Below are 19,122 nucleotides of genomic sequence, written 5' to 3'. Positions count from 1 at the left end.
GCCCGCCCCGTGGAGATTTGTCCCGGGACCTACCGGCCCAGATCCCGGATCAGGGAGTCCCAGTGGACAAGGGCGCCGGGAATGGCGGCCAGGGGCGCGCGCTCGTTCAGGCCGTGGGCGTAGGTGTCGTCATCCCGGGTAAAGAGGCCCGAGACCCCGTAGCTGGGAACGCCGGCGGCGCGGAAGTACATGCTGTCGGTCGCCCCGGCCGACTGGGCGGGCACCACGGCCAGTCCGGGGTGGACGGCATGCACGGCCTTGGTCACCGCCCGCACCACGTCAGGGCGCAGGGGCGAGGGGGGGCTGTCGATGGAGCCGTCGTCATTGCGGGTCACGGTGATCGCCGGGTCGGCGACAATGTCCTTCAGGACCTGGAGGACGGAAGTTGACGGCGTCCCGGGGAAGATCCGGCAGTTGACGTTGGCGCTGGCCCGCTGGGGCAGGGCGTTGCTGGCGTGTCCACCGCTGACCAGGGTGGCGACGCAGGTGGTCCGCAGGTAGGGCGCCCAGGACGGGTCGTCCGACAGCACCTTCGCAGCCGCGGCGTCGTTCGGATCGGCGGCGAACCGGCGGAGGGCCTCGCCGGTCGGTCCCTGCAGGTCCCGGCCGCTGGCGGCCAGTGAGGCGCGGGTGATCTCGTTGGACTGGACGGGGAAGCGATGCGCCTCGATCCGCTCCAGCGCCCTCGCCAGGCGATAGATGGGGTTGCCGGGGGTTGGCCGGCTGGACTGGCCGCCAGGGTCCACGGCCAGCAGGGTGAAGTCGGCGTAGGTCTTCTCGGCGCCCTGGATTCCGTAAGAAACCGCCTTGCCGGAGGCGTCCAGCTCGCCGCCGCCGCCGTCCGCGTTCAGCACCAGATCGGCGGATTTCAGGCGCTGGGCCAGGACGGCCGTGCTGCGCATCAGGGTTTCCTCGTCGCCGGAGAGGGCGAGGATGACGTCGCGCCCGGGTCGCCAGTTCTCGGCCCGGAGGCGGGCGAGGGTGGCCACGACCATGGAGACGTCGAACTTGTTGTCGGCTGCGCCCCGTCCGAAGACGTAGCCCTTCTCGACGACGGGCGTGAAGGGATCGCGGGTCCAGTCCTCGGCCCGGGCCTCGACCACGTCCATGTGGCCGGAGATGACCAGGGGCTTGCGAGACGGGTCGCGACCCGGCAGGCGGCCGATGAGGACGGCGGTCCCGGCCACGGGCTCCACGGTGACGTCCGCCTCGCGGTATCCGGCCTTCACCAGGACGCCCTTGAGCCAGTTGGCGTAGGCCAGCATCGTCGCCTGGCCGGCGCTTTCGGTCGTCCTGTAGCTGATGCTGGACTTCAGGATCTCGAGCGCCTGCGCCTGGTCGGCCGGGCCCGGAGGCGCCGCCACGGCGGGCAGGGCGGCGAGGAGGGCGGCGGTGAAGGCGAGGGCGCGCACGGCGGAACTCATTGCGGGACTCCGGGACCTGCGAGGACAGTCTCCCTGCCTAGACCGCCCGGCCGGGCTTGTCAGCCGTCCAGCAGGTTCCTGGCGCGCCGGAAGACAGCCTCGAACATCTCTGGGGTCAGCCGGCCCGTGTTCGTGTTGAGACGCGAGCAGTGGTAGCTGTTCAGGACCCTGTAGGGCCCGGCCTCGAACTCCGCGCCATGGCCGCTGGTCCCCGCCGAGGCGGGCAGGCCGAGGGACCTCAGGAGGTTGCGCCGGGAGACGTCGCCCAGGGTCACCACCACCTCCAGGCGGGGCAGGGCGGCGAGCCGTGCGGCCAGGAAGGGGCGGCACGCGGCCTCCTCGGAGGTCTCGGGCTTGTTGCCGGGAGGGGCGCAGCGCACCGCGTTCGAGATCATGCAGTCGACCAGGGTCAGGCCGTCGTCGGGCCGGGCGTCGTAGCGGCCCCGGGCGAACCCGGTCTTCAGGAGGGTCTCGAAAAGCATCACCCCGGCGTGGTCGCCCGTAAAGGGCCGACCCGTCCTGTTGGCGCCCGTGCGGCCGGGCGCCAGCCCCAGGACAAGGAGCCTGGCCTGGTCATCGCCGAAGGAGGGCGCGGGCCCGTTCCACCAGTCCGGGTTCCGGGCCCGGTTCTCGGCCCGGTAGGCGACGAGGCGGGGGCAGAGGCCGCAGTCGCGGTCCGGCTCGGGACCGGTCGCCGCCGTGACGAGGGCCACGATCAGGCGTCCGGGGCGTCGCGGTCAGCGCCGACGCGGCTTTCCTGGATGAACCGGGGAAGGCGCGACGGACGGCCGATCAGGTCGGCCAGGTCCGCCAGGTCGATGAAGGAGTCCGACTGGCGCCGCAGGTCGTCCGAGGCCATGGGCGGCTGGGACTTCACCGTCGAGACCACCGTCACCCGGGCGCCGCGGCGCTGGACGGCCTCGACCAGCACGCGGAAGTCGCCGTCGCCGGAGAACAGCACCATGTGGTCGGCGTGGGCGCTCATCTCCATCATGTCGACGGCGATCTCCACGTCCATGTCGCCGCGCCAGCGCTTGCGGCCCTGGGAGTCGGTGAATTCACGTGCGGGCTTGGTGACAAGCCGGAAGCCGTTGTAGTCGAGCCAGTCCACCAGGGGGCGGATCGGGGAATACTCCTGATCCTCGACCAGGGCGGTGTAGTAGTAGGCCCTGACGAGCACCCCGCGCTTGCGGAACTCGTCGAGGAGCTTGCGGTAGTCGATATCGAAGCCAAGGCCCTTGGCGGCGGAGTAGAGGTTGGCCCCGTCGATGAAGAGCGCCAGCCTGTCGGTGGGGTAGAAGGTCATTGAGTCAGGGTTTTCCGGAGTCTGGCGTCGTCGCCGGGAGGCCCGTCCGGGCCGTAGTGGCGCTGGGGTCCAACCTGGCCGGCGATCACGCGTCGCCGGAGGATCTTCTCGAAGCCGCTCTGTCTTTCTTCTCGGAGGCGGGATTGCCGATTCTTCGCCGGTCCTGCTGGTGGAGATCGTCCCCATGGCCGGACCCGTCGGCGAATGAGTATCGCAACGGGGTCGCGATTGTCGAGGCGACGATCACCCCTCAGGAGACGATTCGGCGGCTCCTGGAGATCGAGGCCCGCTTCGGACGGGCCCGGGGCGTCCGCAATGCCGACCGGACCCTGGACCTGGACCTGATAGACCATGGAGGAAGCCTGATGCAGTCGCCCGGCCTGACCCTGCCGCATCCGCGGGCGCACGAGAGGCTTTTCGTCATGGGGCCCCTGGCCGAAATCGCCCCGGACTGGCGTCATCCGGTCCTCGGCCTGACCGCGTCAGAGCTTGCGGGGCGGGCGACCGCCGGACGCGATGCGAGGCCGGCCCGATGAGCGCCCGGTCCGGGGGACTGGCGCGCGGCGCGCCAATCGTGCAGGATTCCCGACCGGAAGAGGGGGAGGGTGACGGCCGGTCGTCGCCCGGGGGGAAACGCTTGGCCTATCGGCTCGTCATCTTCGATTTCGATGGAACACTGGCTGACAGCGCTGACTGGTTCATCAGCATGGCCAATGATGTCGCGCGCCGGTTCCGCTTCCGCCAGATCAGCGACGACGAAATCGCCATGCTTCGCGGCCGGTCCAGCCGCGAGGTGGTGGCCTACATGCGGGTGCCGGCCTGGAAGATGCCCTTCATCGCCCGGCACACCCGGCGGCTGGTTTCCGAGAACACCTCGAAGATACCGCTCTTCCCGGAGTCGCCGGCCCTGATCCGGGCGCTCCATGAGGCTGGCGTGGTTCTGGCCCTGGTCAGCTCCAACTCCGAAGCCAACGTCCGGAAGATCCTGGGTCCCGAGCTTGCAGGTTGTATCAGCCACTATGCCTGCGGCGCGTCCATGTTCGGCAAGACGCCCAAGTTCAGGAAGGTCATCCGGCGTGCGGGGGCCCGGCACGGCCAGGTCCTGTCCATCGGCGACGAGACCCGGGACATCGAGGCCGCCTCCCGGGCCGGGATCGACTCCGGCGCGGTGACATGGGGCTACGCCCGGCCCGAGATCCTGGAGGCCCATCGGCCAACCTTCCTGTTCAACACCATGGACGACATCGCGCGGGCGGCTCTCGGCCGGGACTGATCGCCCGGCGCCTTGCGGCGTTGCACAATCGGCCCCAAGGCTCTATGTGGAGCGGTTCCATCCGCCTGCCGAGGTAGCCATGGCCCGCGTCACCGTCGAAGACTGCATCGAGAAGGTCCCGAACCGCTTCAGCCTCGTGCTGCTGGCGGCGCACCGGGCCCGGGGCATCTCCGCCGGGTCGCCCCTGCTTGTCGATCGGGACAACGACAAGAACCCCGTCGTGGCCCTTCGCGAACTGGCCGACGACATGGTCGACCCCGAGGAGCTGAAGGAAAGCCTCATCACCACCCTGCAGCGGGTGGACGAGCGCTCCGAGGCCGAGGAAGAGGCTGAGACCCTGGCCCTTCTGGCGGATCCGACCCACCAGCAGATGAGCGAGCTTGAACTCGTCCGGGCCCTCCAGAGCGACCGCGACGGCGGTCAGGAAGAGCGCTACTGAGCCCTGAGGCGCCAGCCGAGCGCCCGCCTGCAACCCTAGCCCCGCAGGCAGGGACCGCATTCGCCCCGTCTCCAGCCGAGGCCGCCCCCCGGCGGTCCATGCTTCGCCAGTATGAGCTGATCGAGAAGGTCCGCTCCTACGATCCCAGCGCAGACGAAGCGGTGCTCAACCGCGCCTACGTCTACGCCATGCGAATGCATGGCTCCCAGAAGCGGGCCTCGGGCGATCCCTATTTCGCCCACCCCATCCAGGTCGCCGGCATCCTGACCGACTACCGGATGGATGCCGCCACCATCATCACCGCCCTTCTGCACGACACGGTGGAGGACACCGAGGCCACCTCAGCCGAGATCGGGCGTCTGTTCGGAGTCGAGATCGCCGGGCTGGTCGAGGGGGTGACCAAGCTCACCAAGCTGGAGCTGAACAGCGAGCACACCCGGCAGGCGGAGAACCTGCGCAAGTTCATCCTGGCCATCTCGCGGGACGTACGGGTGCTGCTGGTCAAGCTGGCGGATCGGCTGCACAACATGCGCACCCTCCAGCACATCAAGGCGCCCGCCAAGCGCGAGCGGATCGCCCGCGAGACCCTGGACATCTACGCGCCGCTTGCCCGGTCCATCGGCTGCCACCGTATCTGCACCGAGCTTGAGGAACTGGCCTTCACCCACCTGAACCCGCTGGCCCGGGATGCGATCGAGCGGCGCCTGAACGCCCTGCGCACCGAGCAGGGCGGGGCTGTGGCCCTGGTCTCGCAGGAGATCATCAGTCGGCTGCAAGCCGCGGGCGTGCCCAGCCGAGTCCTGGGCAGGGAGAAGAACCCCTACTCGATCTGGCGGAAGCTGCAGCGCAAGTCGATCGGCTTCTCGCAGCTCTCGGACATCTATGCCTTCCGGGTGATCGTCGACACCGAGGAGGATTGCTATCGCGCCCTGGGCGTGGCCCACCGGGCCTGGCCCTCGGTGCCGGACCGCTTCAAGGACTACATCTCGACCCCCAAGCGGAACAACTACCGGTCCCTGCACACCACCGTTGTAGGCCCCCGGGGCATGCGCATCGAGATGCAGATCCGCACCGAGTCCATGGACCGTATCGCCGAGGAGGGCGTAGCCGCCCACTGGCGCTACAAGGACGCCTCCTACGGGTTCGACGCCGAGCACCAGGCCGAGCAGGGCGGGCGCGACCCGCTGGTCAACCTGCGGCACCTCGTGCAGGTTCTGGAGCACGGCGGCGACGTTGAGGAACTTGTCGAGCACGCCAAGCTCGAGATGTACCTCGACCAGACCTTCGTCTTTACGCCCAAAGGCCGGCTGGTCAGCCTGCCCCGGGGCGGCATGCCCCTGGACTTCGCCTACGCCCTGCACACCGATATCGGCGACACCTGCATCGGGGTGAAGATCAACGGCGAGCCGCGCCCCCTGCGTACGCCCCTTCAGAACGGCGACGTAGTGGAGGTGGTGCGGGCCCCCAAGCCGGTTGTGCCGGCCGACTGGCGCTCGCTGACCGTGACCGGGCGGGCGAGGTCGGCCATCCGGCGGCACATCCGCCAGACCGAAAAGGACGAGTTCACCCGCCTTGGCCGGGCGGCGCTGGACCAGACCTTCAGCCGCGCCGGCAAGTCCCGGGGCGACGTCTCGCTGGCCCCCGCCCTGGAGCGTCTGGCGGTCGGCTCTGCCGACGAGCTGTTCGAAAGGGTCGGCCGGGGAAGCATCGCGCCCGCGGAGGTGCTGGATATCCTCTTCCCGCGGCTCGATGCGGCGGCGAGGGAGGCGGCGACGGCGGTGCGACGCATCGAGGGCGGCGCCGGCGCGCGGCTCTATGTCCGGGGCGGCGGACTTACGCCCGGAGTCAGTCTGCACTTCGGCGTCTGCTGCACGCCCGTGCCCGGCGACCGGATCGTTGGCATCCTGGAGGGTGACGGCCAGGGCCTGACCGTCCACACCATCGACTGCGCGGAACTCGCCGCCTTCGAGGAGAAGGAGGACCTCTGGCGGGACTTGCAGTGGACCCCCGAGGCCGAGCGCGACACCCTGACCCAGTCCCGGCTGACGGCGACCATCCGCAACGCCCCCGGGGTTCTCGGCCAGGCCTGCACGACCATCGGCGAGGCCGGCGGCAACATCGTCAACCTTCGGATGCATCGGCGGATGACGGACTTCTTCGACGTCGACTTCGACATCGAGGTCAAGGACGCCCGGCACCTGACCAACATCGCTGCGGCCCTTCGCGCCAACCCCGCCATCGAGACGGTCGAGCGCTCGAAGCGGGCCGGGTAAGCCGGCTCAGGCCGGATCCACCGTGACCCGCCGCATGTGCCGGCGCTGGCCCGGGTAATCGTTCAGGGCGAAATGCCAGACCTGCCGGTTGTCCCAGAAGGCCACCGAGCCCGGCCGCCAGTGGAAACGGCAGGTGAAGCCCTCGTAGCGGCAGTGCTCGAACAGGAAGTCGAGGAGGGGCCGGGACTCGCGCTTGGTCCAGCCTTCGAACCGCAGGGTGAAGGCGGGGTTCACGTACAGCGCCTTCCGCCCCGACTCCGGATGCACGAGCACGACGGGGTGGATGTATTCGCCCACGGCGCCCTCGGCCTCGGTCACGCTCATGGAAGCCCGCTTCTGGGCCGAGTGGCCCTGGGGGGAGTATTCGCGGCCTGCCGAATGGACCGCCCGCAGCCCTTCCAGCGTCGCCTTCAGGCCCGGCGACAGGGCGTCCCAGGCGGCGACCTGGCTGGAGAAAAGGGTGTCGCCGCCCCATTCGGGCAGCTCGATGGCGTGCAGGATGGAGCCGATGGCCGGACGCTCGAGGAAGGAAGTGTCCGAATGCCAGCCGCCGCCGAAATTGGTCTTGTCGCCGGGCTCCTTGATGATCTCCATCACCTCGGGGTGCGCTTCCATACCCTTCACATAGGGGTGGATGTTCAGCGGGCCGAAACGCCGGCCGAACGCCACCTGGCGACCGGGGCTGAGGGCCTGGTCGCGAAAGAAGATCACCTGGTGTTCGACAAGGGCGGCGCGGATCCCCGCGATCACCGCATCGGGCAGGTCCTGCGACAGGTCGACGCCAGAAATCTCGGCGCCCAGCGCCCCGGCGACCTTGCGGATGGTCAGGCTCATTCAGTCCTCCCTCAGACGGCGGCGCACCTTGCCCGCAAGCGCGAGGCTTGCAAAGCCGGCCGAAAGCCGCTTTCACCGCCGAGGCGCGGGGAGGGCGCAACATGACCGGACTGTCCTGGCGACAAGCCCTGCTCGCCCTCGCCGTGGTTTCGGTCTGGGGAACGAACTTCGCGGTCATCAAATCCGCCCTGTCGCACTTCGAACCCTTCACCTTCGCGACCCTGCGATTCCTCTTCGCCTTCCTGCCCGCGGCCTTCTTCCTGAAGCGTCCGCAGGTTCCCTGGCGCAACCTCGCCGCCTACGGCGTCCTGATCGGGGTCGGCCAGTTTGGGGTCCTCTACTTCGCCATCAACGGCGAGATCTCGCCAGGACTCGCCTCCTTGGTGGTGCAGAGCCAGGTCTTCATGACCATTGGCCTCGCCATCTGGCTGAAGGGGGAGAGGCTCACGCCCCGGCAGGGCCTGGCCCTGCTGCTGGCGGCGGCCGGCCTCGCCCTGATCCTGCGCCACGTGGACGCCGTGACGACCCCGCTGGGCCTCGCCCTTGTGCTCTTCGCCGCCCTTTGCTGGGCCCTCGGCAACATGGTCCAGAGGGCGACGCCAGAGGCGCCCAGCCTGGCCTTTGTCGTCTGGGCCAGCCTGTTCTCCATCCCGCCCCTCCTCATCCTGGCCCTGGTGTTCGAGGGCGCCCCCGCCATGGTCGCCTCGGTCGCCACCATGACCCCCGTGGTCTGGGCTGAACTTCTCTACCAATCCTTCGGCAACACCCTCTTCGGCTACGCCGTCTGGGGTTGGCTGCTGGCGCGCAATCCCGCCGCCGTGGTCTCGCCCTGGGCCCTTTTGGTGCCCGTCTTCGGCCTCACCGCCTCGGCCCTGGCCCTGGGAGAGCCCCTGCCGCCCTGGAAACTTGCGGCCGCCGCCCTGGTCATCGGCGGCCTGGCGCTGAACACGCTTCCGGGCTTCCCCCTGCGGCGTGACAGGACTGGCGCCGTGGGCTAATCCGGGCGCGCAAGGAGCGCCCCATGAACACCGAACAGGTCCTCGACGAATTCCGCGCCGCCGGCGCCCTGCGCGAAGGCCATTTCGTGCTTTCGAGCGGCCTGCATTCAGGGGTCTTCCTCCAGAAGAACCTCGTTTTCCAGCACCCCGACCGCACCGAGCGCCTCTGCCGCGCCTTGGCCGAGAAGATCCGCGCGGCCGTGGGGCCGGTCGACATCTGCGTCTCGCCCGCCGTCGGCGGCATCATCCCGGGATATGAGACGGCCCGTCACCTGGGAGTCCCCTCGGTCTACGTCGAGCGGGAAGGGGGCGAGTTCCGCCTGCGCCGCGCCTTCGAGATCCCCGAGGGGGCCAGGGTGGCCATGGTCGAGGACATCGTGACCACCGGCCTGTCCTCCCGCGAATGCGTCGAGGCGATCCGCAAGGCGGGAGGGAACGTCGTCGTGGCGGCCTGCATCGTCGACCGTTCCGGTGGTCGGGCCGACCCCGGCGCGCCCTTGGTCTCGCTGGCCCAACTGGACGTCCCGGCCTATCCCGCCGATCAGCTTCCGCCCGAGCTGGCGGCCATCCCCATCGAGGATCCGGGCAGCCGGCGGCTTTCGAAATGAGCCGCCTCCGCCTTGGGGTGAACATCGACCACGTTGCGACCCTGCGGAACGCCAGGGGCGAGAGCTATCCCGACCCGCTCCGGGCCGCCGAAGTCGCCATCGCCGCAGGGGCGGACGGAATCACGGCCCACCTGCGCGAGGACCGGCGGCACATCCGTGACGCCGACATCGCCGCGCTGGCGGCTCTCTGCGTCCGCCTGGAGCGTCCCCTGAATTTCGAGATGGCGGTGACGGAGGAGATGGAGGTCCTGGCGCTCAAGCTTCGTCCCCATGCGGCCTGCCTGGTGCCCGAGCGCCGGGAGGAGGTCACCACCGAGGGCGGACTGGACCTGGCCGGCGGATTTGACCGCATCGCGCCCGTGGTCCGTCGCCTTTCGGGGGCGGGCGTCCGCGTCAGCTGCTTCATCGACGCCCGTGACGACCAGGTGGACGCCGCCGCCGCCGCCGGGGCGCAGGTGGTCGAGTTCACCACCGGTCCCTACTGCGACGCCGTCCGCGCCGGCGACCCTGACGCCCCGTCCCACCTGGCCCAGCTGGCCCGCGCCGCGCGCCGTGCCGACGCCGCCGGACTGGAGGTCCACGCCGGGCACGGGATCGATTTCGGTACGGTGGGCCCCGTCGCCGCCCTGCCGGAGATGTGCGAACTCAACATCGGGCATTTCCTGATCGGGGAGGCGGTCTTCATCGGACTGCCGGCCGCGATCCGCGGCATGCGCGAGCGGATGGACGCGGCCCGGGGCGCAGTTGGCGCGTGATCCTCGGGATCGGCTCCGACCTCAGCGACATCCGGCGAATCCAGGCCAGTCTGGACCGTTTCGGCGACCGCTTCCGCAACCGGTGCTTCACCGAGATCGAGCGACGCCGGTCGGAGGCCAAGCCTGATGCGGCCTCCAGCTACGCCAAGCGTTTCGCCGCCAAGGAGGCCTGCGCCAAGGCCCTGGGCACTGGCCTGAGGCGGGGCGTCTTCTGGCGGGACATGGGGGTGGTGAACCTTCGGTCGGGCCAGCCCACCCTGGCCCTGACCGGGGGCGCGGCGGCCCGCCTTGCGGAAATGACCCCGCCGGGTCATCGGGCGGTCATCCACCTTTCGATGACCGACGACCATCCCTACGCCCAGGCCTTCGTCATCATCGAGGCCCTGCCCGAAGCCTAGCGCTTGCCAAGTTTTCACGTGCGGGCGAGCCGGTTTGCGGTATGTCCGGGCGGAAACCTGATCCGGAATCCCAATGACCGAGACGACCGCCACGCCTCCGGGCGACCGCAACGAGACGATCGAGATCCTCAAGACCGTCGCGGTGGCCCTGCTGATCGCCCTGTTCCTGAGGGTTCTGCTGTTCCAGCCCTTCACCATTCCGTCGGCGTCGGAAGAGCCCAACCTGTACGAGGGCGACTACGTGATCGTGACCAAGTTCGACTATGGGTGGTCGCGTCATTCCATTCCGTTCAGCCCGTCGCTCTTCGAGGGCCGGATTCTCTCCAAGGCGCCGGAGCGCGGCGACATCATCGTCTTCAAGCTGCCGAGGGACGGCCGGACCGACTACATCAAGCGACTGATCGGCGTGCCTGGCGACAGGGTCCAGATGCGCCAGGGGCTTCTCTACCTGAACGGCCAGCCTGTCGAGCGGGTGCAGAAGGAGATCGTCACCGAGACTGGCGGCAGCGGACTGGTGCGTCCCGTGGCCCGGGTCGAGGAGACCCTGCCTGGCGGGCGGCGCTACATGACCAACGATTTCGGGACCGGCGGCGACCTTGACGACACCCCGGAGGTCGTTGTGCCTCCCGGTCATTACTACTTCATGGGCGACAACCGCGACAACTCGGCCGACAGCCGGCTTCCGCCCGAGATCGGCGTAGGCCTGGTGCCGGAGGCGAACCTGGTCGGCCGGGCGCGACTGGTCCTCCTGTCCTGGTCGCCGGGCGCCTCGATCTTCAAGCCCTGGACCTGGGTCCTGAACCTGCGGCCCAGTCGGTTCGGAAAGGTGCTGCACTGACCCGGCCGGACAGGCGCAGGGCGGCCGTGGAGGCCCTTGAGGCGCGGCTGGGCCATGTCTTTTCGGACCGCGACCTGCTGGAGCGCGCCCTGACCCACGCCAGTGTCGGCAATGGCGGTTCGCCTGGCCGGGACAATGAGCGCCTGGAGTTCCTGGGTGACCGGATCCTGAACCTGATGGCGGCCGAGCACCTGCTGGCCGCCTATCCCGCCGCCCGCGAGGGCGACCTGGCCCGCCGGCTGAACCGGCTGGTCAATTCCGGGGCCTGCGCCGAGGTGGCGCGCGCCGTCGGCCTGCCGGACGCCCTGCGCCTGGACGCCAGCGCCACCAAGGTGGGCGCCCGCGACAGCGAGCGGGTCCTGGGCGACGCCTGCGAGGCCTTGATGGCGGCCCTCTACCTGGACGGTGGCGCGGAGGCGGCCCGGGCCTTCTTCCGCACTGGCTGGCGCGACCTCGCCGACGCCCTGGACCGGGAGCCCGACCGCGATCCGAAGACCCGGCTGCAGGAGTGGGCCATGGGCCTGGGCCTGCCGCCGCCGGACTATGTGGTGGTCAGCGCGGAGGGGCCGCCTCATGATCCCCGCTTCACCATCGAGGCCCGCCTGCCGGGCCTGGCCCCGGCGGCCGGCGCCGGACGCTCCAAGCGCGAGGCCGAGAAGGTCGCCGCCGCCCAGTTCCTGAAGAGAGAGAAGATACAGCCATGACCCGCGCCGGTTTCGCCGCCATCATCGGCGCGCCCAATGCGGGCAAGTCCACCCTGACCAACCGCCTGGTCGGGGCCAAGGTGTCCATCGTCACCCGCAAGGTGCAGACCACCCGCTTCCCGGTCCGGGGCGTGGCCCTGTCCGGGGAAAGCCAGATCGTGCTGGTGGACACCCCCGGGATCTTCACCCCGCGCAGACGCCTGGACCGGGCGATGGTCCGGTCGGCCTGGGGTGGGGCGGAGGAGGCCGACGCCGTCGTCCACCTGGTGGATGTCCAGGCGGAGCTGGCCCTGGACGCCGGCGAGGCGCGGGGCGCCGACCGCAAGGCCCACGAGGACGTGGAAACCATCATCGAGGGCCTGCGCACCTCCGGCCGCAAGGCGATCCTGGCCCTGAACAAGATCGACGGGATCAAGCGCGAGCGCCTCCTGGCCCTGTCCGCCCGCCTGTTCGACACGGGGGTCTATTCCGAGGTCTTCATGATCTCGGCCGCAGATGGCTCGGGGGTGGACGACCTGCTGCAGAGGCTTGCGGAACTCGTCCCCGAGGGGCCATGGCTCTACCCCGCCGACCAGACGGCTGACCTGCCGGTGCGCCTCCTCGCCGCCGAGATCACCCGCGAGAAGGTCTACCTGCGCGTCCACGAAGAGCTGCCCTATGCGGCCGCAGTGGAGACCACCGGCTTCAGCGAGCGCAAGGATGGTTCGGTCCGCATCGACCAGACCCTCTATGTCGAACGCGAGAGCCAGCGTCCCATCGTGCTGGGTAAGAACGGCCAGACCCTGAAGTGGATCGGCCAGAAGGCGCGCGAGGAACTTACCGAATTGCTGGACCGGCCGGTCCATCTGTTCCTGACCGTCAAGGTCGACGAGCGCTGGGCCGACCGTCGGGAGTTCTACGGCGACGTCGGCCTCGACTTCGAGGCCTGAGGGGGTGGAGTTCGAGGACGACGCCTTCGTCCTGTCGGCCCGCGCGCATGGTGAGAACGGGGCCATCGCCGAGCTCCTGACCCGCGGCCACGGCCGCTATCCGGCCTTCGTCGCCGGCGGCGGCTCCCGGCGGATCCGGCCCCTGCTGCAGCCAGGCAGCCGCGTCACCGCCCGTTTCCGGGCCCGGACCAGCGAGCAGCTGGGCTCGGCGGCCCTCGAGGCGGCCGGCGCCGGTCCGTCGGACCTGTTCGATGATCCCCTGGCCCTGGCGGGGCTCGGCTCCGCCGCCGCCGTGGCCGCCGGGGTCCTGCCCGAGCGCGAGCCCCAGCCTGGCGCCTTCGCCGCCTTCGAGGCCCTGTCGGGCGCGCTTCGGCACGAGGAGATCTGGCCCGCCGTCTACATCCGTTTCGAGGCCGGCGTCCTCCAGGCCCTGGGCTTTGGACTGGACCTGTCGCGGTGCGCCGCGACGGGCGCGGTCGACGACCTGGTCTGGGTGTCGCCCCGGACGGGGAGGGCGGTGAGCCGGGCCGCTGGAGAGCCCTACAGGGACCGGCTCCTGCGCCTGCCGCCCTTCCTCCTGTCCGCCCAGGGGGGGCTGTCGCCTGGCGACATCGGCGACGGCCTGGCCCTCACCGGCCACTTCCTGGACCGGTGCCTGTTCTCGGCGCTGAACCGTCCGCTTCCGGCCGCGCGGGTCTGGCTTGTGGACAAGCTGACCGAGGCGGGCCGGCTCTGATCGCGCGGGATGACGCCGCCGCACGCCCGGCCTAAGCAGGGGCGGGCGGCGCCGCCGCCGATTCGCCGCCGATCGCCTCATGACCGACACCCTTGCACCGCCCCCCGAGGGCGACCGCACCATTGATGAGCCGCTGAGCGAGGCCCTGTCGCGGCGGTACCTCGCCTACGCCCTGTCGACCATCACGGGCCGTGCGCTTCCGGACGTCCGCGACGGCCTGAAGCCCGTGCACCGCCGGTTGCTCTACGCCATGCGCCAGCTCCGGCTGGATCCGACCTCGACGGCCAAGAAATGCGCCCGGGTCGTGGGCGACGTCATCGGCAAGTATCACCCGCACGGCGACTCCGCCGTCTATGAAGCCCTGGTCCGGCTGGCGCAGGACTTCGCCCAGCGCTACCCCCTGGTCGACGGGCAGGGGAACTTCGGCAACATCGACGGCGATAACGCAGCGGCCATGCGCTACACCGAGTGCCGGCTGACCCTGGCCGCCCAGCTCCTGCTGGAGGGCATAGACGAGGACGCCGTCGACTTCCGCGCCACCTACGACGGCGAGGAGGAAGAGCCAGTCGTCCTCCCGGCGGGGTTCCCCAATCTCCTGGCCAATGGCTCCAGCGGCATCGCCGTGGGCATGGCGACGTCCATCCCGCCGCACAATGTATCAGAGCTGATCGAGGCCTGCCTGCGCCTGCTGGAGCAGCCCGACATCTCGACCGTCGAGCTCCTCGCGATCTCGCCGGGTCCGGACTTCCCCACCGGGGGGGTCATCGTCGAGTCCGCGGCGAGCCTGCGGGAAGCCTACGAGACGGGACGGGGCGGGGTGCGGGTCCGGGCCCGCTGGACCCGCGAGGACCTCGGGCGGGGCCTGTGGCGCATCGTCGTCACCGAGATCCCTTACCAGGTGAAGAAGGCCGATCTGGTCGAGCAGCTGGCTGAGTTGATCGAGACCAAGAAGGCGCCCCTGCTGGGCGACGTGATGGACGAGAGCGCCGAGGACGTCCGCCTCGTGCTGGAACCCAAGTCCCGGAACGTGGAGCCCGAGGTCCTGATGGAGAGCCTGTTCAGGCTGTCCGCCCTCGAGGCCCGGATCCCGGTCAACATGAACGTCCTGGACGCCCGGGGGACGCCGGGTGTGATGGGGCTCAAGGGCCTTCTGCGGGCCTTCCTCGACCACCGGCGCGAGGTGGTGGTCCGACGGGCCCGGCACCGGCTGGCGCGCATCGAGTCCCGCCTTCACATCCTGGACGGCCTGATCATCGCCTTCCTGAACCTGGACGAGGTGATCCGGATCGTCCGCCAGGAGGACGAGCCCAAGGCCCGGCTGATCGAGGCCTTCGACCTGTCCGACCTCCAGGCCGAGGCCATCCTGAACACCCGCCTGCGCCAGTTGGCCCGGCTGGAGGAGATGGAGCTCCGTCGCGAGCATGCCGAGCTGGCCGAGGAGCGCGACGGCCTGAACGCCCTGCTGGGGTCAGACCGCGCCCAGTGGAAGCTGGTCGGAGTGGGCCTGCGCGACGTCCGCGAACTGCTGGAGAAGGATGGCGCCCTGACGCGCCGGCGCTCCACCTTCGAGGCTGCGCCCTCCGTCGACGCCGACGCGGCCCTGGAGGCCCTGGTGGTGCGTGAGCCCATCACCGTCATCCTGTCCGAGCGCGGCTGGATCCGGTCGGTGAAGGGCCGCATCGAGGACCCCTCCGAGATCAAGTACAAGGAAGGCGACGCCCAGGGCTTCATCCTTCCCGCCGAGACCACCGACAAGCTGCTGCTCTTCGCCTCCGATGGCCGGTTCTTCACCCTGGCCTGCGACAAGCTTCCGGGGGGACGCGGACACGGGGAACCCGTCCGCCTGATGCTGGAGCTGGATGACCGGACCGAAATCGTGGCGGTCTTCCCGCACCGCCTGGGAGCGAAGCGGTTTGTCGCCTCGAAGGAGGGCTACGGCTTCCTCCTGCCAGAGGCCGAGGCGGTGGCCATGCGCAAGGCCGGCAAGCAGGTCCTGACCGTGGGCAAGGGCGGGGCCGCCTTCGCCCTGCCGGTGGAGGGCGACCAGGTCGCCGTGGTCGGCGACAACGGCAAGATCCTGGTCTTCCCCCTGGAGGAACTGCCCGATATGCCCCGAGGCAAGGGGGTCAAGCTCCAGGCCTACCGCGAGGGCGGGCTCCGGGACGCCCTTGTCTTTCGGGCGGAGGAGGGGGCGGCCTGGATCGACTCCGCCGGCCGCACCCGTGCCTGGCCAGACTGGCGTGACTGGTCCGGACGCCGCGCAGGGGCCGGTCGTCTGGCGCCCCGCGGATTCCCGACGAGCCGGCGCTTCCGGCCGGGCTGAGGACGGGGACTCAAATCGCGTCTTTGCGGCGGCCTTGCCGCGCGGCTAGTCTGCCCTCCATTCGATAGGGGGGATTCCATTGACTCAGTTTTTCCGAAGCCTGGCGTCGGCTGTCGCCGTCGCTGCACTCATTTCCGCGCCCCAGGCCCTGGCGGCCCCGCGCAAGGCCGCCGAGGTGAAGCCCGAGGCCGTCGGCTTCGACTCCGCCCGCCTGAAGCGTCTGGATGACGCCATGGCCAAGGTGGTGGCCGATGGCCGGGTCTCCGGCATGACGACCCTGCTGGTTCGGCACGGGCAGGTGGTCGGCTTCAAGACCTACGGCAAGAAGGACCTCGCCACCGGCGCCCCGATGGATAAGGACACGATCTTCCGCATCTACTCCATGTCCAAGCCCATCACCGGCGTGGCCATGATGATTCTCTACGAGGAGGGCAAATGGAAGCTGGATGACCCGGTGACCAAGTTCATCCCCGAATTCAAGAACCTGAAGGTCATGGCCGGGGTGGACGACAAGGGGAACATGATCACGGTTCCCGCCGAGCGTCCGCCGACCATGCGCGAGATCATGAGCCATACGGCGGGCTTTGGTTACGGGCTTGGCGATCGCCACCCCGTGGACCGCATGTTCCGCGAAAAGCGGGTGCTGGGCGCCAACGGGCTGAATGACATGATCACCCGGATCTCAGACATCCCGCTCATGTTCCAGCCGGGAACCGCCTGGTCCTATTCGGTGTCCGTCGACATCCAGGGGGCCATCGTCGAGCGGATCAGCGGCCAGACCCTGGGCGCTTTCATGGAGGAGCGGATCTTCCGCCCGCTCAAGATGGTCGACACAGGATTCTACGTTCCCGCCGGCAAGACGGATCGGCTGGCGACCCTCTACATGACGGATCCCAAGACCCGTCAGAACGTACTCGCCACCGCCATCTTCGATAATCCGCCCCCGGACTACACCAAGGCGCCCACCATGGAGTCCGGCGGCGGCGGGCTGGTCTCGACGACCTCGGACTATGGCCGTTTCTCACAGATGATCCTGAATGGCGGCGAGCTTGAAGGGGCCCGCATCCTTTCCCCGGCCGCGGTCGAGCTGATGCGGACGAACGTCATCCCGAAGAGCGTGCTGGTGACCTCGAACGGCACCTCGGGCTCGCGCTTCAATGAGGCGGTGGGCTTCGGCCTGGACTTCATGGTCAACCTCGATCCCCGGGCTTCCGGGAGCCTTGAGGGCGCCAACACCATGAGCTGGGGCGGCGCGGCCGGCACCTGGTTCTGGATCGATCCGACCAACGACCTCTACTTCGTGGGCATGATCCAGCGCCTCGGCGGCACCGGCGGCGAGGACCTCGGCACCGCGGCCCGGACCCTGACCTACCAGGCCCTGGTCGACCCGAAGAAGTAGGCTTCGGCACGCGCTTCGGCCGGCGTTCGCAAGGGGCGGAAACCTTGACTTTCCGCCCCTTGCATGCGCCCTTCCGCGCCTTGGATTCCGGAGCCCTTGCGACCCCATGCACGCCTATCGCACCCACACCTGCGGCGCCCTGCGCGCCGGCGACACCGGCCAGTCTGTCCGCCTGTCGGGGTGGATCAATCGCAAGCGTGACCATGGCGGCCTGGTCTTCGTGGACCTGCGTGACCACTACGGCCTGACCCAGCTGGTCTTTGCGCCGGAGACCCCCGGCTTCGCGACCATCGAGCGCCTGCGCGCCGAGAGCGTCATCCGCGTGGATGGAGAGGTCGTGGCCCGCACTCCGGAGACCGTGAACCCCAACCTTGGCACGGGTGAGGTCGAGGTGCGCGTGCGGGCCGTCGAGGTCCTGTCCGAGGCCGCCGAGCTGCCCCTGCCGGTCTTCGGCGAGCCCGACTATCCGGAAGAAATCCGGCTCAAGCACCGGTACCTGGACCTGCGGCGCGAGACCCTGCACCGGAACATCGTCCTGCGCTCGAAGGTCATCCACTCGATCCGCAACCGGATGATCGGACAGGGCTTCCTGGAGTACCAGACCCCGATCCTGACGGCCTCGTCGCCCGAAGGCGCGCGGGATTTCCTGGTGCCTTCGCGGATGCACCCCGGGACCTTCTACGCCCTTCCCCAGGCTCCCCAGCAGTTCAAGCAGCTGCTGATGGTCTCGGGCTTTGACCGCTACTTCCAGATCGCCCCCTGCTTCCGGGACGAGGACCTGCGCGCCGACCGCAGCCTGGAGTTCTACCAGCTCGACGTCGAGATGAGCTTCGTGACCCAGGAGGACGTCTTCGCCGCCATCGAGCCCGTCATGCACGGGGTCTTCGAGGAGTTCGCCGAGGGCAAGCCGGTCACCCCCTATCCCTTCCCGCGCATCCCCTACCGGGAGGCCATGCAGAAGTACGGCTCCGACAAGCCGGACCTGCGCAATCCCCTGGTCATGCAGGATGTCTCCGAGCCCTTCCGGGGCGGCGGCTTCGGCGTCTTCGCCCGGATGCTGGAGACCCCGAAGAACGCCATCTGGGCCATCCCGGCGCCGGGCGGCGGCAGCCGGGCCTTCTGCGACCGCATGAACAGCTGGGCCCAGTCCGAGGGCCAGCCGGGCCTGGGCTACATCTTCTGGCGCGAGGGCGAGGAGGGCGGCGCAGGTCCGATCGCCAAGAACCTCGGCCCCGAGCGCACCGAGGCGATCCGCGAACAGCTGGGCCTGAAGGTCGGCGATGCGGCCTTCTTCGTCGGCGGCGATCCGAAGGTCTTCACCAAGTTCGCCGGCCAGGCCCGCACCCGGGTCGGGACCGAGCTCGGCCTGGTGGACGAGAACCGCTTCGAGTTCGTCTGGATCGTCGACTTCCCGATGTTCGAGCTGAACGAAGAGACGGGGCTGGTGGACTTTTCCCACAACCCCTTCTCCATGCCGCAGGGCGAGCTTGAGGCGCTGAACACCCGCGATCCGCTCGACATCCTCGCCTACCAGTACGACATCGTCTGTAACGGCTATGAGTTGTGCTCAGGCGCCATCCGGAACCACCGGGCGGACGTCATGCTGCGCGCCTTCGAGATCGTCGGCATGGGGGCGGAGGACGTGGAAAGCGCCTTTGGCGGCATGCTCAACGCCTTCCGCTATGGCGCCCCGCCGCACGGCGGCCTGGCGCCCGGCATCGACCGGATCGTCATGCTGCTGGCTGGACAGACCGCCATCCGCGAGGTCATCGCCTTCCCGATGAACCAGCAGGGCCAGGACCTCTTGATGAGCGCGCCGTCGCCGGTGGAGGACAAGCAGCTCAAGGAGCTGCACATCCGCACGGCCCCGCCGATCAAGGTCTGA

19 protein-coding genes are annotated in these 19,122 nt (G+C 69.4%); 15 read left to right on the top strand and 4 right to left on the bottom strand.

Annotated features, from left to right (window positions below; all coding sequences use genetic code 11):
- Window positions 1–29 precede the first annotated feature (29 nt).
- Genes HYN04_RS07550 through HYN04_RS07540 form a run of 3 tightly spaced genes read right to left on the bottom strand, consistent with a single transcriptional unit; the run spans window position 30 to window position 2,730 of the window.
- Window positions 30–1,424, bottom strand: a complete 1,395-nt coding sequence (locus HYN04_RS07550; protein ID WP_110450192.1) for a M20/M25/M40 family metallo-hydrolase — start codon at window positions 1,422–1,424, stop codon at window positions 30–32.
- Window positions 1,425–1,483: 59 nt separating this feature from the next.
- Window positions 1,484–2,137, bottom strand: a complete 654-nt coding sequence (locus HYN04_RS07545; protein ID WP_241962586.1) for a uracil-DNA glycosylase — start codon at window positions 2,135–2,137, stop codon at window positions 1,484–1,486.
- Between the two features lie 2 nt (window positions 2,138–2,139).
- A complete protein-coding gene (locus HYN04_RS07540; RefSeq protein ID WP_110450190.1) occupies window positions 2,140–2,730 on the bottom strand; it encodes a LabA-like NYN domain-containing protein in 591 nt (196 codons plus the stop codon).
- Between the two features lie 56 nt (window positions 2,731–2,786).
- Here HYN04_RS07540 and folK point away from each other — a divergent pair, with 56 nt between their 5' ends.
- From folK to HYN04_RS07520, 4 genes are all read left to right on the top strand, one after another.
- Window positions 2,787–3,266: a 2-amino-4-hydroxy-6-hydroxymethyldihydropteridine diphosphokinase gene (gene folK, locus HYN04_RS07535; protein ID WP_110450189.1), complete on the top strand. Its 480-nt coding sequence runs from the start codon at window positions 2,787–2,789 to the stop codon at window positions 3,264–3,266.
- Between the two features lie 101 nt (window positions 3,267–3,367).
- Window positions 3,368–4,003, top strand: coding sequence for an HAD hydrolase-like protein (locus tag HYN04_RS07530; RefSeq protein ID WP_241962585.1), 636 nt, complete (start codon window positions 3,368–3,370; stop codon window positions 4,001–4,003).
- 79 nt (window positions 4,004–4,082) lie between these two features.
- Window positions 4,083–4,442 carry a DNA-directed RNA polymerase subunit omega gene (gene rpoZ / locus HYN04_RS07525; protein ID WP_110450187.1) on the top strand — a complete coding sequence of 120 codons (360 nt, stop codon included), beginning with the start codon at window positions 4,083–4,085 and terminating at the stop codon, window positions 4,440–4,442.
- Between the two features lie 98 nt (window positions 4,443–4,540).
- The gene (locus tag HYN04_RS07520) at window positions 4,541–6,715 is read left to right on the top strand and encodes a RelA/SpoT family protein (protein WP_110450186.1); all 2,175 of its coding nucleotides are present in this window, start codon (window positions 4,541–4,543) and stop codon (window positions 6,713–6,715) included.
- 6 nt (window positions 6,716–6,721) lie between these two features.
- Here HYN04_RS07520 and HYN04_RS07515 read toward each other — a convergent pair whose 3' ends face one another.
- Window positions 6,722–7,549 carry a TauD/TfdA dioxygenase family protein gene (locus tag HYN04_RS07515; RefSeq protein ID WP_110450185.1) on the bottom strand — a complete coding sequence of 276 codons (828 nt, stop codon included), beginning with the start codon at window positions 7,547–7,549 and terminating at the stop codon, window positions 6,722–6,724.
- 101 nt (window positions 7,550–7,650) lie between these two features.
- Here HYN04_RS07515 and HYN04_RS07510 point away from each other — a divergent pair, with 101 nt between their 5' ends.
- The 11 genes from HYN04_RS07510 to aspS all read left to right on the top strand — a co-directional run bounded on the left by HYN04_RS07510 (window position 7,651) and on the right by aspS (window position 19,122).
- Window positions 7,651–8,547 carry an EamA family transporter gene (locus HYN04_RS07510; protein WP_110450184.1) on the top strand — a complete coding sequence of 299 codons (897 nt, stop codon included), beginning with the start codon at window positions 7,651–7,653 and terminating at the stop codon, window positions 8,545–8,547.
- Between the two features lie 23 nt (window positions 8,548–8,570).
- Complete coding sequence (pyrE, locus tag HYN04_RS07505) at window positions 8,571–9,155, top strand: orotate phosphoribosyltransferase (protein WP_110450183.1); 585 nt, start codon at window positions 8,571–8,573, stop codon at window positions 9,153–9,155.
- On the top strand, window positions 9,152–9,910 hold the full coding sequence (locus HYN04_RS07500) for a pyridoxine 5'-phosphate synthase (protein WP_110450182.1): 759 nt from the start codon (window positions 9,152–9,154) through the stop codon (window positions 9,908–9,910). Before pyrE ends, HYN04_RS07500 begins: the two co-directional genes overlap by 4 nt.
- Complete coding sequence (acpS, locus tag HYN04_RS07495; RefSeq protein WP_110450181.1) at window positions 9,907–10,308, top strand: holo-ACP synthase; 402 nt, start codon at window positions 9,907–9,909, stop codon at window positions 10,306–10,308. The genes HYN04_RS07500 and acpS overlap by 4 nt, the downstream gene beginning before the upstream one ends.
- 73 nt (window positions 10,309–10,381) lie before the next feature.
- Complete coding sequence (lepB, locus tag HYN04_RS07490; RefSeq protein ID WP_110450180.1) at window positions 10,382–11,146, top strand: signal peptidase I; 765 nt, start codon at window positions 10,382–10,384, stop codon at window positions 11,144–11,146.
- Window positions 11,143–11,850: a ribonuclease III gene (gene rnc, locus HYN04_RS07485; RefSeq protein WP_110450179.1), complete on the top strand. Its 708-nt coding sequence runs from the start codon at window positions 11,143–11,145 to the stop codon at window positions 11,848–11,850. Before lepB ends, rnc begins: the two co-directional genes overlap by 4 nt.
- Complete coding sequence (gene era / locus HYN04_RS07480; protein WP_110450178.1) at window positions 11,847–12,779, top strand: GTPase Era; 933 nt, start codon at window positions 11,847–11,849, stop codon at window positions 12,777–12,779. Before rnc ends, era begins: the two co-directional genes overlap by 4 nt.
- Window positions 12,780–12,783: 4 nt before the next feature.
- Complete coding sequence (gene recO / locus HYN04_RS07475) at window positions 12,784–13,515, top strand: DNA repair protein RecO (RefSeq protein ID WP_110450177.1); 732 nt, start codon at window positions 12,784–12,786, stop codon at window positions 13,513–13,515.
- Window positions 13,516–13,594: 79 nt separating this feature from the next.
- Window positions 13,595–15,838, top strand: coding sequence for a DNA topoisomerase IV subunit A (gene parC / locus HYN04_RS07470; protein WP_110450176.1), 2,244 nt, complete (start codon window positions 13,595–13,597; stop codon window positions 15,836–15,838).
- Window positions 15,839–15,917: 79 nt separating this feature from the next.
- Window positions 15,918–17,237: a serine hydrolase domain-containing protein gene (locus HYN04_RS07465; protein ID WP_162599586.1), complete on the top strand. Its 1,320-nt coding sequence runs from the start codon at window positions 15,918–15,920 to the stop codon at window positions 17,235–17,237.
- Window positions 17,238–17,343: 106 nt separating this feature from the next.
- Window positions 17,344–19,122: an aspartate--tRNA ligase gene (aspS, locus tag HYN04_RS07460; protein ID WP_110450175.1), complete on the top strand. Its 1,779-nt coding sequence runs from the start codon at window positions 17,344–17,346 to the stop codon at window positions 19,120–19,122.

Source organism: Phenylobacterium parvum (assembly GCF_003150835.1).
GTDB lineage: Bacteria > Pseudomonadota > Alphaproteobacteria > Caulobacterales > Caulobacteraceae > Phenylobacterium > Phenylobacterium parvum.
Note: the sequence above shows the minus strand (reverse complement) of the source record. Positions and strands in the feature narration are given on the sequence as shown.

Bases quoted from the DNA above. Each gene is read 5' to 3' on its own strand.
- HYN04_RS07550 (WP_110450192.1), bottom strand. From the start codon at position 1,424: ATGAGTTCCGCCGTGCGCGCCCTCGCCTTCACCGCCGCCCTCCTCGCC.
- HYN04_RS07540 (WP_110450190.1), bottom strand. From the start codon at position 2,730: ATGACCTTCTACCCCACCGACAGGCTGGCGCTCTTCATCGACGGGGCC.
- rpoZ (WP_110450187.1), top strand. From the start codon at position 4,083: ATGGCCCGCGTCACCGTCGAAGACTGCATCGAGAAGGTCCCGAACCGC.
- HYN04_RS07520 (WP_110450186.1), top strand. From the start codon at position 4,541: ATGCTTCGCCAGTATGAGCTGATCGAGAAGGTCCGCTCCTACGATCCC.
- HYN04_RS07515 (WP_110450185.1), bottom strand. From the start codon at position 7,549: ATGAGCCTGACCATCCGCAAGGTCGCCGGGGCGCTGGGCGCCGAGATT.
- HYN04_RS07510 (WP_110450184.1), top strand. From the start codon at position 7,651: ATGACCGGACTGTCCTGGCGACAAGCCCTGCTCGCCCTCGCCGTGGTT.
- pyrE (WP_110450183.1), top strand. From the start codon at position 8,571: ATGAACACCGAACAGGTCCTCGACGAATTCCGCGCCGCCGGCGCCCTG.
- HYN04_RS07500 (WP_110450182.1), top strand. From the start codon at position 9,152: ATGAGCCGCCTCCGCCTTGGGGTGAACATCGACCACGTTGCGACCCTG.
- lepB (WP_110450180.1), top strand. From the start codon at position 10,382: ATGACCGAGACGACCGCCACGCCTCCGGGCGACCGCAACGAGACGATC.
- era (WP_110450178.1), top strand. From the start codon at position 11,847: ATGACCCGCGCCGGTTTCGCCGCCATCATCGGCGCGCCCAATGCGGGC.
- parC (WP_110450176.1), top strand. From the start codon at position 13,595: ATGACCGACACCCTTGCACCGCCCCCCGAGGGCGACCGCACCATTGAT.
- aspS (WP_110450175.1), top strand. From the start codon at position 17,344: ATGCACGCCTATCGCACCCACACCTGCGGCGCCCTGCGCGCCGGCGAC.